This is a genomic window from Variovorax sp. 20P10.2.4 (genome assembly GCF_058244205.1).
On sequence record NZ_JBZAYE010000001.1, the window covers coordinates 1 to 13,496 of the forward strand.

Genomic DNA, 13,496 nt, shown 5'->3' on the forward strand with positions numbered 1-13,496 from the left:
GTCGCGCCCGGCGCGGGCTCGAGCAGGTTGACCTCGGCGCGCTGGAACAGCGCCGTGCCATGGCGCGCGCGCTGCGCCGCGAACTCGGCCTGCAGCGCGGTATCACGATCCAGCCGCTGGCGGCCGGCATGCCAGGCCGCGGCATCGGGCCAGGCGTAGAGCAGCACGATCTTCTGCATGCCGGCACCGGCCGCCATGTCCCACACCGCGAGCACGCGCGCGCCGGCCTCGCGCACGCGCGGCAGCCAGGTCTCGTGCAGGAAGACATTGGCGTTGGCGTTCTGCCCGGGCGCGATCTGCTGCTGCACCAGCTCGTGCAGGCCACCCACGGGCTCCGCGGCCTCGGCCCCCGCGAGCGCCGGCCAGGCCGCGTTCGGCTTCAGGAAGAACAGGTCGTGGCGCTCCACCATCTCGTGGCCCGCGTTGGTCTCGGCGCGCACGCGCCACCACTCGGCATCGGCATAGAAGCTGGCCCACACGGCCTCGCGGTGCGCATAGTCGCGGTAGGCCATCAGGTAGGCGAAGCGCGGCGCGTCGGGGCCGGCCACGGCCTGCCAGCGCGCGACGCAGTCGACGCCGTGCTTCTCGAACAGGGCCGGGAAGTGGTGATTGAAGCGGTCGTGCACGTCGGCCATGCGGCCCGGTGCCACCGAGTAAAGGCGCAGTTCGTGGATCATGGCCGCCACCATAGCCATGGCGCGGCGGCTGTCTGTCCCGCCGCAGGGGGGCCGGCGGCGACTATGCGCGTGCTAGTCTCGTGCGGATGGTGCCGCCCTCCCCCCTGAAAGATGCGAAGACCGGCCATGGCGCCGACGAGACGACCGGCGCGGGCCCGGGTGCCGGCGACGAGGACGCGGGCGGCGTGCAGGCGGTCGACACCGCGGTGCGCGTGCTGTCCGCGCTGATCGACACCGGCGCGCCGCTGATGCTCAAGACCGTGGCCGAGCGCGCCGAGATGCAGCCGCCGAAGGCGCACCGCTACCTCGTGAGCTTCTGCCGCAACGGGCTGGCCGAGCGCGATGCCGCCAGCGGCGGCTACCGGCTCGGACCGCTGGCGGTGCGGCTGGGCCTCGCGGCGCTGCGCCGGCTCAACGTGGTGCAGGTGGCCTCTCCCACCCTCGGCGAGCTGCGCGACGAGCTCGGCTTCACCGTCGGCCTCGCGGTCTGGGGCGCGGCCGGCCCGACCTTCGTGCGCTTCGAGGAAACCAACGACGCGCTGATCATCAGCGGCCGCCCCGGTTCGGTGATGCCGATGCTGACCTCCTCCACCGGCCGAATCTTCGGCGCCTACCTGCCGGCCTCGGTCACGGCGCCGCTGATCGATCGCGAGCTCTCGGGCGTGCCGCATCCGGGCGCGACCCCGAACCCGGCCGCCGGGAAGATGACGCGCGCCGACGTCGACGCGCTGTTCGAGTCGGTGCGCAAGCGCAAGCTCGCGCGCATCCAGGGCGACCTCAATCCGGGGCTGCACGGCGTGTCGGCGCCGATCTTCGACCACGCGGGCGCGGTGGCCGGCGTGATCACCGTGATGGGCTCGGCCGGCCTGATCGACACCCGGCTCGACGGCCATGTGGCGACCGTGCTGTCGGCGCGCGCCGAGGACGTTTCGCGCCGCATGGGCTGGGGCTGAAACCGCCTGCCGCAGCGCAGCGGAGGGTTTCTCCTCACACAGTCAGGATTTCGATGAGCGTAATCTGATTACGGAATTTGAAACCTGCCCGGAACACAGAAGTCCGGGCAGCGAGCGCCCTCGAAGGCGCATGGCAGCACCCCAGGAGACAACGATGATGACGGTGACGATCCAGGACCGGCCCCCGGTCGCCTCCACCTCGGAAGCGCAGCTCGCGCGCCTGGTCGACGGCATGGGCAGCGAGCGCTTCGCCCCCGCGCTCGCGAACTACCTGCATGCGCTGTGCGGCGCCGATCACTTCGCGGCCTTTCGCCTCGGCCAGGACGAGCTGCGCGAAGTGGCGGCCTGCTGCGTGCAGCCCGAGCGCACCGCGCGCGACCGCGTCGAGAGCTACGTCAAGCAGGGCCTGTGGAAGCACGACCCGGCCATGACCGAGGCCCAGCGCCGCGTCGACGGCGCGGCCGCGACCATCATCCACGTCGACTTCAGCGACCACGAGTACGACGACCTGCGCCCGCGCGTCTACCCGCACGTGCGCGACCGCATCCTGCTGTGCGGCCGCGGCACCAACGGCGCCTTCGGTCTCAGCGTGCTGCGCGCCGACCCGCACACGCCGTTCGCGCACGACGGCATCGAGCGCCTCGCGCAGGCGGCCGAGCTGCTGCTGGCGATGCTCTCGAAGCATGCCGACGTCTGCCAGAGCCGGCCCGACGTGTCGCAGGCGCTGACCACGCTCGACGAGATCGAGAACTGCATCGTGGCGACCAGCCCGCTGCCGCGCCGCGAGGCCGAGGTCTGCGCGCGCATCCTCTATGGGCTGTCGTCGGTCGGCATCGCGCTCGACCTCGCGGTGAGCGAGGAGACCGTGAAGACCTACCGCAAGCGCGCCTACCAGCGGCTGGTGATCGGCAGCGAACGCGAGCTGCTGACCTGGTACCTCGCGCGCTGGGGCCGCTGGAGCGCGGAGCGCTTCCAGACCATGGCCTCGCGCGCGCTGCACTAGTTTCGTGAAGTGGAAGTTCGTTGAACAACTCTTTGGCGTCGGAGTGTTAACGAATAGACAACAAGGTAGTTGCAACGAGCCCGCAGTGGGGAGCACGGTTCGTCGAACATCTACTTGAGGGGTTGCAGGATGCGCCATGCTCCGGTGCGCTAGGAAAGATGATGATGACTGCAGTGATGCAGTGATGCAGTGATGCAGCGATGCAGTGACTCAGACACGGAAAAGCGTGCCACGCGAACGACGCACTGTAGTACGCGCACCACGGCGCGCGCAGGCCCTGCCCGCGCATCTGGCGCACTTTCAGCTTGCAGCTCCATCGCCAAGAGACGTTCAGCGGTGCACCGATCCAATGTTTGTTGAGAAGTGCGCGACATCGCCGCGCTTGTACGTGGACTCACCCTTAATCGCGATAGTGCTTTTACGTGGACGAAAAGAGTCAGATCCGGACTATGGATCTCACGCAACGCTACGGCCTTTGATCCCCGGCAAACTCCAACCGCACCCCATAGCAGGCTATGAGCGTCACAGCAGAGCCACGCTGTTTTGCAGCCTGAACATTGCGGGAGGAAATCGGCCATCGGTGAAATGCACCCGCGACACCTAGCCGCGAATTTTGCAGTTCCCACCAACCGTGGAGTCCTGCATGCATCCAGTGCTAGACATCTACCTGGGCACGGAAAACTACGGCACACGCAAGACGATATCGATTAATTCATAGCTGGCGCGCCCCCCGCATTTCACAGTCATCTCGGCGCCGCGATCAATCAGATCGGGCGCTGGTTCGCAACGCTCATACAGCGATGTATCCGCCGCAGTATGCATCGCTCCACACGAAAGCTCGAGCAGGCCATCCAAGAGTATCTGGACAATGTCAACAAAATCAAGCCGAAACCTTCGCTAGCCGGGGACTGCCGAGGCTTCCTCGGAAATTTCGAGAGGCCTTGCCGGCGGCTTCTAACTCCCCGAACTAGCCCCTACCGCAAATGGCTCTTTGCGCAGGCACCCGAAGAATGAATGCCCCGACCTAGCTTACAAAAAATGTTGACGGTTTAAGCAAACTATAGCACCTGGCATAAGCACTCCGGAAAAGCCAGGCGTTGATCAAAAAATTGCCGCGCGTGCATTTCGAGAAAATTGAAAGCATCTCAGATTAATACTACCCGCTTCGAGAAATTTATAGGAAAAATTTCTGGGCGCCCCCTCCGTTGTTGAATCAATTTCACCAAATTGATTTACACAAGAGAATCTCTCTGATTTATCACGCTTGAGGTTAAAATAGAAATTATCTTCAAAAGCCATGTTATGAGACACAAGGCCAGATCGCTTCACAATGAAGCGCAAGATCTCGCCCTCTACAACGAGCACCTGAGCTGGGTAGATTTTACCATCAGGCAATATTTCAATATTCACCGTTCGGCCAACCTTTGGGAAGCCAACATCACTCGCCACTTCATAACTGATTGCGAGAAATCCGCAGCGTTCATCTTCGCTCAATTCAGCACCGACTGTAGGCTCTAAGAAAAAAATCAACGCAATAAATATGCCGAAAATTTTCATTTCATTTTCGCTTCAATCCAGGGTGTCATGACCGCTCCCCCTTGATCGGTCAAAGAACTGAAATAGCCTCTATAAGCTCTGGCGTTATCGACTTGCTCATTGAAATACTCTAACCAAAATGCAACAGGGCTTTCATAACGTCCGCACACGTACCATTGAGAAGCACTGAAATTCGCAATCTCCCAAATCTGCAAATCACCATTTAAAAGATCCACGAAATCCTGGTACTCAAGAACAATGCCAAATGGATACATGCGAATGGGATCACTTGAGTCATTCACCAATTTAAAATTATTCCTAGAGACATCCAATACGAATTGAAATCTCTCACCTCGATTCGTCAGGACAATTGCGAGCCGTTCAACCCCTAGGGGACGCCCTAAATATTCGTTTTCGGCCAAAATCGGTTGCCCGTAGGTTGTGATCAACCAAGTCTTGGCCATCAAATCGAGGTGACTTTTAACCATATCCAAATCAATGTTCTTCGGATCAGTGCCTCCCGATTTTTTTTGAATCGCCGCACATGGCGTGGTCGTGGAAATCCAATATTCAGTGCGCTCAATTTTCACCATTGAAACATCATAGGACTCTCCTGGCTCCAGAGAGATAACTCTCCCCAATATTGATAGTTCCTGCGCAATTGAAGCCAGTTCGCTATTTTTCCAAATATGATCTATGGTGGCGTAGCAATTTGTATATCCATTCCCAGCAACAATCACATCAGGCGTATATCCCAGCCTTCGAATTGGCAAGTAAACAATCTCCTCCAACAACCTCAGCCCTGCGGCACGCGCCAAGCGTTCATCAGGAATTGGCAACAAATTATCCAACCCCAAAGAATCACCTTGCATAGAGCGTTGAAAGTTATTTGTTACCACAATGAGATCTGGCTTAGCTACGACCAACCTCGAAACATCCTCATAAAAATCATCTGCAATCGCAGTGTCAGATTGCAAAAATATGGAATCTTGATCGTCGCTTAAATGCACCGAAGCGACCCTAGAATCCCAAAAAAGAACATTTACGCGGGGCATATAGTAGCGAAAACTGCATTCACCAATTTCCACCGAGACACCGATTTGGACTCTTATGCACTGGAAGCCCAACTCCATTATTATTTTCTCCGCTGCCGCTGGAAATAGCTCAGGAATAAATACACGAATTTCCCTTCCAAATGGAAGATCGCGAATTCTTTTGAGTGATCGCGGATGAAAATGTTGTAAATGCTCAGTGGTATAGATGATCGCCGACACCTTGGGCATCATTTCAGGATGGACAATTCTGTTTGGCAGGAAACAAAACTGTCGATCTGGGCAAGAACCAAATGTATTTTCAATAATGGGATCCACAAGGAAAAAATCATTTTTAGAGGAAACCAACCAACTCTCATGGCCAATTGCCGTTAGCTTCATATCACCACTCCCATTTTTTTTAATTTTTTCAAAATCACTTTCTCTAGCAATTCTGGACTACCGTTCTCTCCGTAGTAACAGTAGAAGAAGGGAATCAATCCGTCAAATATCCCCCCGGGAAACCACGATTTTACGGAGACTCCAACAATGTCCCAAATTTGCACATCACCATTAGCCATACCTAAGAAATCAACAAAAGGGATGCTCACTCCATATGGATATTTTTTTATCAACGCCGCCTCTTCGACGCAAGCCTCATCCACAAACTCCCCTAATATCAAATCAAAAACAAAAGCTTTTTTTATTTTCAACGTTTCAGAATGAAAAAGGAAGACTACTCTTCGAGCACCCAGCGACGTACCGTTGTGGGCTTTCATCTCCAAGGATCTTTTTCCCGTAGCAAAAAGAGCCAACGGCTTTTGCAGTTTTTTAAGTTCGAGAACGATATTTTGCAAAGCGATTTCAAAGTTTTCTTTGGAAGAAAAATCTTTCAAAACAGAGGAGGCAACCTCAGCACGCTTTCCCCGCGCTATAAATTCTTCGAGCTCATCGGTCAAAAACTTGTGCTGTAACCGATCCAATTGAACCCAGTCCACCTCATTTGGCCTGCCTTTTTCATCACATAAATCAAAAACCTGTCCGGGCAACAAACCTACTACATTAATATCAAGGCTAAGCTTATTCGCAAGCGAGCCTAAGTTTGGCTGCTCTGAGAATGGGAATGCCGCAAATTCACCCATCCGTTTCACAAACCCTCCACCACAAAGCGCAACATTCATTGGGTGCTCCGTAAAGTCCTTTAAATAGCTAGTGACCACGGAGGTGAGTACGCCTATGCCAAGTGGGCCGGTTTTTTTCCCATTCTCTGCAGAATTTTTAGACCAATTTTCGAGTGACTGAAACGCCCCAGGCGGTGATGTTCTGGAATTATTCGAAACAACTATCAGCTTTGGGTTTCTCACATGCCCTTGGCGCAAATCTCGTTTGAATTCTTCCGATACAAGAGCATCCACAGCAATGAAAACGCCGCCCTCATCATGCTCGCGAGGCTCTACGAGTATCTGAGTTACCCGCCCTTCCCAAAATGCGGTCCGGGGATCGGCTGGATAAAACCGGAGAGTAAGGTTTTTGAATTCCAGAGGTCGAGAACTGCATATTTCGACGAGCTTAAATCCTAACTTTCTTATGCATGATTTTACTGGTTCAACGATAGTGCTTCCGACGAAAAACTTTGCGGTACGCGGGAGTAAATCGAGAGACTGAATATCAAAATGATCCGTATGCTCGTGGCTGAGAAAAATAAGATCAATATCGGCTAATGCGGAGGAGTCAACAGCACGCGGAGGGTAGATATCGATACGAAATTCATCTATCAATCCAAAATCCTTGCAAAGCAGCGGGTCAATCAAAATTTTGGTCGCGCCCCTCTCGATAAGCCAGGTTTGGTGTCCTAGAAATGTTGCCGTCAATGAAGTACTACTCGGCATAAGTCAATAAAATTTAAACCGTCAAAGAAATCATTTAGTGCAATGCACTTGGCGAATTCCATATCAAGGAAGACGAAAAAGGGAAACAGCCCAAAGGCGCTAACTTTGGGCCATTCCACCTTGGGATTTTGCACTTACGCTAATGCGCAAGAAATTCCATGCCACACAAGAATTTTTTATGCGCTTTTACTAGGTCGCAAAATGCTTGATCAACGATGGTAGCAAGCCGCAGCTAATCCACTATCACCACAATGATGGGCTTTAGTCGTTGCACCCTTAGTTTTTGCATCTTTAATTACTTTAGAAAGTGCCTTGAGCTCTTCCTTGGTAAAAGCCGTCTTCTGCACAGCCGCCGCAGCTTCTTTAATTTTCAGATTCGAAGCATTATTCATATGATTCCCTTTCAGTTAAAGCACCACTTACACGTGGCCGGTGCAGACTATCTAGCTTGCTTCTGATCGTCAAGCAGCGACTCTAGCCACTCAGGCCACGATGAACGTATGATTGAGCTCGGAAAGAAAAATCAGTTAACAAAATATTCAAAAGATCATTAACTATCTATTCAAAAAATCATTAACTATTTGCAAAAAATCGTCTAAAACGCGGTCGGAAGTTCCAAAAAAATGGCAGCTGCAGCCTAGCGATTCTGCCAATTGTTAATCGTGCTGCTAGTGCACCCGCCTACCGCCACTGTGTTGCGCAAGTGAATACCATATTTTCCGAAGGGCTTCTCGATGCGTTCAAGACCCCTCCGTTTGGGTGAGGTGCTTTTGTCTTTAATGTGCACACTTTCGCTGGCGAGTACTCCAATAAACAACTACAACTGCATCTTTTAAAATCAGCCTTGCAATCCTCGCAATGAGAGAGCAAAAAATCATCAACATTAAATTGGGTTCTCTTTCAGAGGATCAAATAGATCAGCAATTGTCCTATCTAAGTAGAAGACTGGGCACTGAATATAAAGAGCTTTCACTTATCCAGCAAACGAGCAAATCTATTGTCTGCTCAGCGTTTTGCCTCAAATTGAAAAAAATGGTGGTAATTAAAAGATTTTTTGAAAAAAAACCTTTTTTCTTAGAAATTGAAGGTTATCTACTATTTCGCGGAGGACCGATTGCCGAGTTATTGCATTACGATACAAAAATAAATATTATTGTTTTAAAAAAAGTCCCTGGCCGAGCCTTCCTTTCTCAGCGTGAAGATCTCTATCGAGCCGTAAAGACCTACGCCGCAATGCACACTCAAGCTGTGACTAATCTACAAGCTCTAAGGACTGACCAATCAGACGCTTTTTTTCCAGAACCTTGTGCTATTTCACATTTCACTCGAAAAGGGTTGAAATGGCAGGCTATAAGCGTAGGCGATTGCAAGGCCGGGCATTTATTATTTACATCTAGGCAAGTTGTCATGGTGGACTTAGAAACATACTCTCTGAGACGGTCAATTTGGTACGATGTTTTGTCGCTAAGTCGACTACTAAAATCATCTGATTTATTTGAGCGCGAGATGGAATCTATCATCGAGTTTTATTGCAAGTTCAGAAAAATGCGTCCAGAACATCACGACCAAGAAAAAATACAATTACTATTTGAGGAAATCAAAAAACTTGGATTTACAGAAAGAAATTGAAAGGTCCGCCAAAAGTGCTACGCCCATTCAGATTCTCGTTCAAAGAGCAATCAAGCAACCAAGTCTTCGTCAAGACGTTTGAAGGGCACCCACTGCGCGTGTTGCTCCGAGTTTCGGTGCCCGCCACTTTTTTTTGCTTTCTTGTCTCCCTTGCTCAGTATTTCCTTCCACTAATTTTTGTATATTCCCTCAGTACTTTTGTCACTAGTAGCTTGAGCGCGAGATTTATTCTTCAAAATGGAATCTATCTTTTAGGAATTTGCATTGCCTCTTATTTTCTTGCTTTATTTCGCCTTCGCTTGGAGCATTTTTTTTCATTTGCCTTCTGCTGTCGATTTGAGTCACTTCTAAATAAACGTTTCGAGAACACTAAAACATCTGAGATAGAGAGAATAGCCTCTCGTGACTTCAATCTTGTCCTAGACGGTTTTTCTGCCAGCGTGGATCTATTGACGCTGCCTGTCTACTTACTATTTGCCGGAGTTGTGGCCATTTTTCTTTACGGAGAGACCGGACTTTGGGGTGTTTTAGCGATTGCGGCCTTTCTTCCGCTTTCATACTTTCTGTCAAAGGCCGCCGATAGAAATTACGAAAGAGTTATGGGAACCGCTGCCCAAAGAATTGAAGAATGCTCAAAATGGATACGGGAAGGCCCATTTTTGAGGCAATTTTTCAAATATGACTCGATTGGCAAGGTCGAAAATTTATTGGCCAAAGAGTTGGTTTGGAGAAATTTTGATTCCGTATTACGTGGCGCCGACAGCTATATCATCGGTTTTGGAAGATTGATTCCGTACGTTCTGCTCACAACAATTGGTGGGGCACTTTCAGCATCATTGTGGAGCGGTTCGATCATATGGCTCAGCATCCCTATCTTGTCCGCCCTTCTCGGATTTCCCAGGGCGTACTTGAATCATCGAGCGACCTATCGCTCGATGTCACAAATACATTCTCTCGAACTCAACTCTTGCCCAGCATTTTCGAAAGAGCAAGACAATTCAAAATTCGAAAGTTCTGAGATTCTTTTCGACAAAACATGGCCTATCTGGCCAGCTCCTCTCGTCGATTTGATTCCTCTTGACAATAAATTCGATAGATTTGAACTGCACAAACTGCTCAAAGCGTTTCGGCTTGTTCCAGAGTTGGGATCTGATGCACAAGAAGTTTCCTCTCGAATCATCGAAGCCGATGGTCGCAATCTCTCGGAAGGGCAAAAGCTACGGTTGCAGATTTTGCGAGGCGTATTTTTGTCTCTAATGCAAAAGCGAGATCTGCGCATAGATGAAGATTTTTCCTCCCTTGATGGACCAGCCATTCGCGAGGTCTTCGCAGCATTGAAAGGGAAATCCAATGTGAAATTTAGCGCAAGATCGCTAATTTCGATATCTGGAAGCCATTCTCTGGATGAAACGCGGCGAACACCCGCGGCGCAACAAGGGCCACCAGGGGAGTTGCGTCAGTCTGACTTCACTCTTCCAAATCTGTTGAGAATGAATGCTTGGGCAGCCGCCTTGCTCCTCGTTCCGGCAGCGATGCTGAGCTTCTCGGGGAACTTAACCTTGCCCGAAATTGGTGCGACGTCGGGGCAAATTTTGCTCTATGTCATCGTCGGTATAACGGCCGGAGTTAGTGCCGGCGTATTAGTGGAAAACTCTCTACGGAAGAAATTTGCGGATCAGCTTTTGAAAGGGTTGCGAGAAGTTCAAATGGGAGAGCTATCAAATAGCATGCAAATCGTGTCCCGAGACATTGCAACCGCATTTGAACGAATTGCTTGGTACACCCACGACATTTGCTGGGTCGTAGCACTGCTTATCTGCAGCATTTTTACTCTATGGATCGGGTTCGGGATAATTGGAATGGTGGTCGCTTTTCTTTTTTTTCTTGCTCTATTTTTTGTTTACCAATCCTTTATTAATGATCTCTATCAAACACGGCTCGCGACCGTTAGTGGGTTTAATGCCTTGATGCGCTCGGTACAGTCATGCATTGCTTTCTCCAAAGATTTTGGACCCGACTTTTCCCAATCGCAATTTTGGTTGGCAAATAGCCAAAAGAGGGCGATCACACCTGGCGTCGACCAATTTTTTATTACACGCATTCAAAGTATTATTAGCCGTACGATGATGAGCGTGTCGTGCCGGTTGGTCAGCGACCTCGTGATTATTAGTTTGGTATTTGTTAGCGCGGTGCATGATGGAAGGAACTCCTCTTTTGTCTTGGCAATTACAACTTTGCTGTTGATTAGGTCCGATTTATCGAATTTTTTTCTTGCCGCGACTGGATTTAAGTCCCAATCGATTTCCGTCGCGCGGCTGCAAGATTTTGCGACCACCAAATATCAAGTTTCGATTTTACGCTGCGATGAATTCCTTGAAATCGATGCCTTTACGGGTCGACATGAGTATCGAGGACTGGCCTTAAGAAGAGGAACTGTGAACTCCTTATCTGGCCCTTCGGGAGCGGGGAAAAGTGAGTATCTCAAAGGAGTCGCGGGCATTTCGCAGATCAGTCCGCTGAATGCGCCAAAACCCTCCAACGAGCAGGTTTTCGCAATTTATATTAATGGCGAAGTTATGAAGTTATTGGGATTAAGTATCCCCTGCATGAGAAATTTGAAGGAATTTTTCGAAAACTTTGGCGTTACTGAAAACCACCTTGTTTTCTTGGATGAAGTGTTTTCTTGCGTGTCCGAAGATCAACTTGAGGAGAAAATTTCAACGCTGCAAAAGTATGCAGAAATCACTGGGAATACATTTTTAATCGTGGATCATCGATGCCACCTCGATCAAAACATAGATTTCTATGAAATTATCCGAATCGATTCAAAAAAGAGTCCCGAAAGTTTACTTGGGTGATCGAGGCTTTCTCGAACGATATAACAGCCCATACACGCCCGAAGAAATTGAAAAAACAGTTCGGAGTATCAGTCTTGGTTCTTCGCTTGGCTTTGCCAGCGGAGACTGGCCTTCGGCTTCTTCAATTAAACGAGCTTTGAAAGACGAATCCAATCTTAGGCACATCTATCACTCACGTTTTCTTTTAAAAGTCAGCAATCCAACGAAGAATACGATAGTTTCCGTTTCGGAAGTGCAGGCCAATCTAGAACATTTTTACGCAACGGGAAAATATCGTATAGAGATCAACGAGCATCAATTCGAAGAAGACATCGAGATCATTAGAAAGTTATCTCCTGGAATCGTGACAATTGGTGGCGACTGGATTGACATTCTGATTGCAAGACAAGAATTTTCTTTGCTAGAACGCATCCTCAAAAACATCACGCAATCAATCCCAAGCTACACGTACAAGATACTAATGAGTTTCAAGCCTTCCGATAAATTTCTTCAGTTACTACAAGCACCTTGGATTGCAGGTGCGGCTGTTCCCGTGAATATACTGAATTTTCAAAATGAGGCGTATCTCACGAAAATCAGATCCATTGTTCCAATTTTTGGAATTCATTGCCTCGCGGGCGGTCGAATCCCCCTGGGGCCGGCTTTCGACTATGCGTTTAGGCACATTCAAGTTCTCGCATGCATCGTTGGGGCAACAACCTTCGAGCATCTGAGCGCTCTAATTGAAGAATCTTCGAAAATCTAAGGGGGGAGCGGTTGTGCTTATTATTTTGATGCGGCGTGCCGCCCAGCTTGACGAAGCAAGATTTCTAAATTCACTTCAACCAATAATTGCAGCGCATCCTACTGTCCAACTTCTTACCGGGCGCTCGAGTTGCTATCAGCAAGTCATAGAAATTGCCGGCGAGCTTAATATTCAAGCACATAAATTGGATCATGAATATTACAACCCCGAAGTAGTTTTTGGCCAGCGCAAGATGGATTGGCTACTTTCTCCTTCCGATTGCTGTGATAGCGACCTTAGTCTGGGGAGTTTGTATCATATGCTAGCGATTGAAATCGAGCGTAAATTTCAAATGGAATTGAAATTTCCACTTTTGATTTATTTGGATCAACTCATGCTTGAGCTTGTTTATAGCATTCTGATTGACAGGCCTTTGTCGGCGATAAAAATCTCATCTATTTATCTGGATGAATTGTCTGTAGCCGTAATTGCTCGGACATTCTTCAGGGGTGATTTTAGTGCATTGCTTTTAAAATCAAATGTGAGTTCGACGGATGCATTTACAGCAATGCCCATGTTGAGATTGGTTGGTTGAAGTTCAAATTAAGAGTTCACTTTCGAAAGTAAACGCACGATTTCTCTCTCATTTGGGAAATGACGGGAAATCCCAACCCCAATACACGAGAGTCTTTTGAGAATTAAGTGAAAATCGAAAATGCGACTCGTTTGATTGGATTTGGTATCTATTTACAGGTTATCTCAACGCGGTTGTGGCCTATTGAGACGAACACATCCTCTGAGATCCCCCGTCCTTTGCTGCCGCGCCATCTGCAGATTCAACAGCGCGATGATCTAGTTCGTGCTCCTTGCAAGCCCGAGAGCGCACCTTGGTAAAGCCGAACTGCTACTTGAGGACGAAGAGCGCGTGCTTGACCTTGAGCCGGATGATGCAGGTTCTTCAATTTTTCCAGCCGCCCGGGGCCGCAAACTCAGGCGCCACGAAGGAGCCGGGCAACCTGCGTGCTCGGATGCATCGCCAATGCCAGACCGGCCCTTTTGGCACCCAGTCGCTTCTAAGCGCACCGGTAGACTTCTTCACCGGGGCGGCATGCCTTTCGCGCTGCAGCAATACCCAGACCACGTTGATTTAGCTCAATTGGCGTCTATGCCCCCACAGGGCTCACAAATTCCGACGA

The 13,496-nt window shown here is 50.3% G+C and carries 11 protein-coding genes; 6 read left to right on the forward strand and 5 right to left on the reverse strand.

What is annotated here, in order from left to right; genetic code table 11:
* Positions 1 to 677 (reverse strand): NIPSNAP family protein (locus AC27VN_RS00005; RefSeq protein ID WP_490875145.1); only part of this gene is annotated, 677 nt, incomplete at its 3' end.
* 89 nt (positions 678 to 766) lie between these two features.
* Between AC27VN_RS00005 and AC27VN_RS00010 the strand changes: the two genes are divergently transcribed.
* On the forward strand, positions 767 to 1,630 hold the full coding sequence (locus AC27VN_RS00010; RefSeq protein ID WP_490875146.1) for an IclR family transcriptional regulator: 864 nt from the start codon (positions 767 to 769) through the stop codon (positions 1,628 to 1,630).
* 157 nt (positions 1,631 to 1,787) lie between these two features.
* Complete coding sequence (locus tag AC27VN_RS00015) at positions 1,788 to 2,633, forward strand: helix-turn-helix transcriptional regulator (protein ID WP_296785943.1); 846 nt, start codon at positions 1,788 to 1,790, stop codon at positions 2,631 to 2,633.
* 1,101 nt (positions 2,634 to 3,734) lie between these two features.
* Here the strand turns inward: AC27VN_RS00015 and AC27VN_RS00020 are convergent.
* The 4 genes from AC27VN_RS00020 to AC27VN_RS00035 all read right to left on the reverse strand — a co-directional run bounded on the left by AC27VN_RS00020 (position 3,735) and on the right by AC27VN_RS00035 (position 7,481).
* Positions 3,735 to 4,190 (reverse strand): hypothetical protein, encoded by a 456-nt coding sequence (locus tag AC27VN_RS00020; protein WP_490875147.1) that lies wholly within the window; start codon positions 4,188 to 4,190, stop codon positions 3,735 to 3,737.
* On the reverse strand, positions 4,187 to 5,602 hold the full coding sequence (locus AC27VN_RS00025) for an MBL fold metallo-hydrolase (protein ID WP_490875148.1): 1,416 nt from the start codon (positions 5,600 to 5,602) through the stop codon (positions 4,187 to 4,189). The genes AC27VN_RS00020 and AC27VN_RS00025 overlap by 4 nt, the downstream gene beginning before the upstream one ends.
* Positions 5,599 to 7,071, reverse strand: a complete 1,473-nt coding sequence (locus AC27VN_RS00030; protein WP_490875149.1) for an MBL fold metallo-hydrolase — start codon at positions 7,069 to 7,071, stop codon at positions 5,599 to 5,601. Before AC27VN_RS00030 ends, AC27VN_RS00025 begins: the two co-directional genes overlap by 4 nt.
* Before the next feature lie 227 nt (positions 7,072 to 7,298).
* Positions 7,299 to 7,481, reverse strand: a complete 183-nt coding sequence (locus tag AC27VN_RS00035; RefSeq protein ID WP_490875150.1) for a hypothetical protein — start codon at positions 7,479 to 7,481, stop codon at positions 7,299 to 7,301.
* A 466-nt stretch (positions 7,482 to 7,947) separates the two neighbouring features.
* Between AC27VN_RS00035 and AC27VN_RS00040 the strand changes: the two genes are divergently transcribed.
* The 4 genes from AC27VN_RS00040 (at position 7,948) to AC27VN_RS00055 (ending at position 12,895) form a co-directional block, all read left to right on the forward strand.
* Positions 7,948 to 8,718: a hypothetical protein gene (locus tag AC27VN_RS00040; RefSeq protein ID WP_490875151.1), complete on the forward strand. Its 771-nt coding sequence runs from the start codon at positions 7,948 to 7,950 to the stop codon at positions 8,716 to 8,718.
* A gap of 116 nt (positions 8,719 to 8,834) precedes the next feature.
* The gene (locus AC27VN_RS00045) at positions 8,835 to 11,576 is read left to right on the forward strand and encodes a 6TM ABC transporter family protein (protein ID WP_490875152.1); all 2,742 of its coding nucleotides are present in this window, start codon (positions 8,835 to 8,837) and stop codon (positions 11,574 to 11,576) included.
* Positions 11,524 to 12,321, forward strand: a complete 798-nt coding sequence (locus tag AC27VN_RS00050) for a hypothetical protein (protein WP_490875153.1) — start codon at positions 11,524 to 11,526, stop codon at positions 12,319 to 12,321. The genes AC27VN_RS00045 and AC27VN_RS00050 overlap by 53 nt, the downstream gene beginning before the upstream one ends.
* Complete coding sequence (locus AC27VN_RS00055) at positions 12,299 to 12,895, forward strand: hypothetical protein (protein ID WP_490875154.1); 597 nt, start codon at positions 12,299 to 12,301, stop codon at positions 12,893 to 12,895. Before AC27VN_RS00050 ends, AC27VN_RS00055 begins: the two co-directional genes overlap by 23 nt.
* Positions 12,896 to 13,496 lie beyond the last annotated feature (601 nt).

What these genes read in the sequence shown, in the direction of transcription:
- AC27VN_RS00025 (WP_490875148.1), bottom strand. Translation starts at nt 5,602, where the DNA reads ATGAAGCTAACGGCAATTGGCCATGAGAGTTGGTTGGTTTCCTCTAAA.
- AC27VN_RS00040 (WP_490875151.1), top strand. Translation starts at nt 7,948, where the DNA reads ATGAGAGAGCAAAAAATCATCAACATTAAATTGGGTTCTCTTTCAGAG.
- AC27VN_RS00015 (WP_296785943.1), top strand. Translation starts at nt 1,788, where the DNA reads ATGACGGTGACGATCCAGGACCGGCCCCCGGTCGCCTCCACCTCGGAA.
- AC27VN_RS00050 (WP_490875153.1), top strand. Translation starts at nt 11,524, where the DNA reads ATGAAATTATCCGAATCGATTCAAAAAAGAGTCCCGAAAGTTTACTTG.
- AC27VN_RS00035 (WP_490875150.1), bottom strand. Translation starts at nt 7,481, where the DNA reads ATGAATAATGCTTCGAATCTGAAAATTAAAGAAGCTGCGGCGGCTGTG.
- AC27VN_RS00020 (WP_490875147.1), bottom strand. Translation starts at nt 4,190, where the DNA reads ATGAAAATTTTCGGCATATTTATTGCGTTGATTTTTTTCTTAGAGCCT.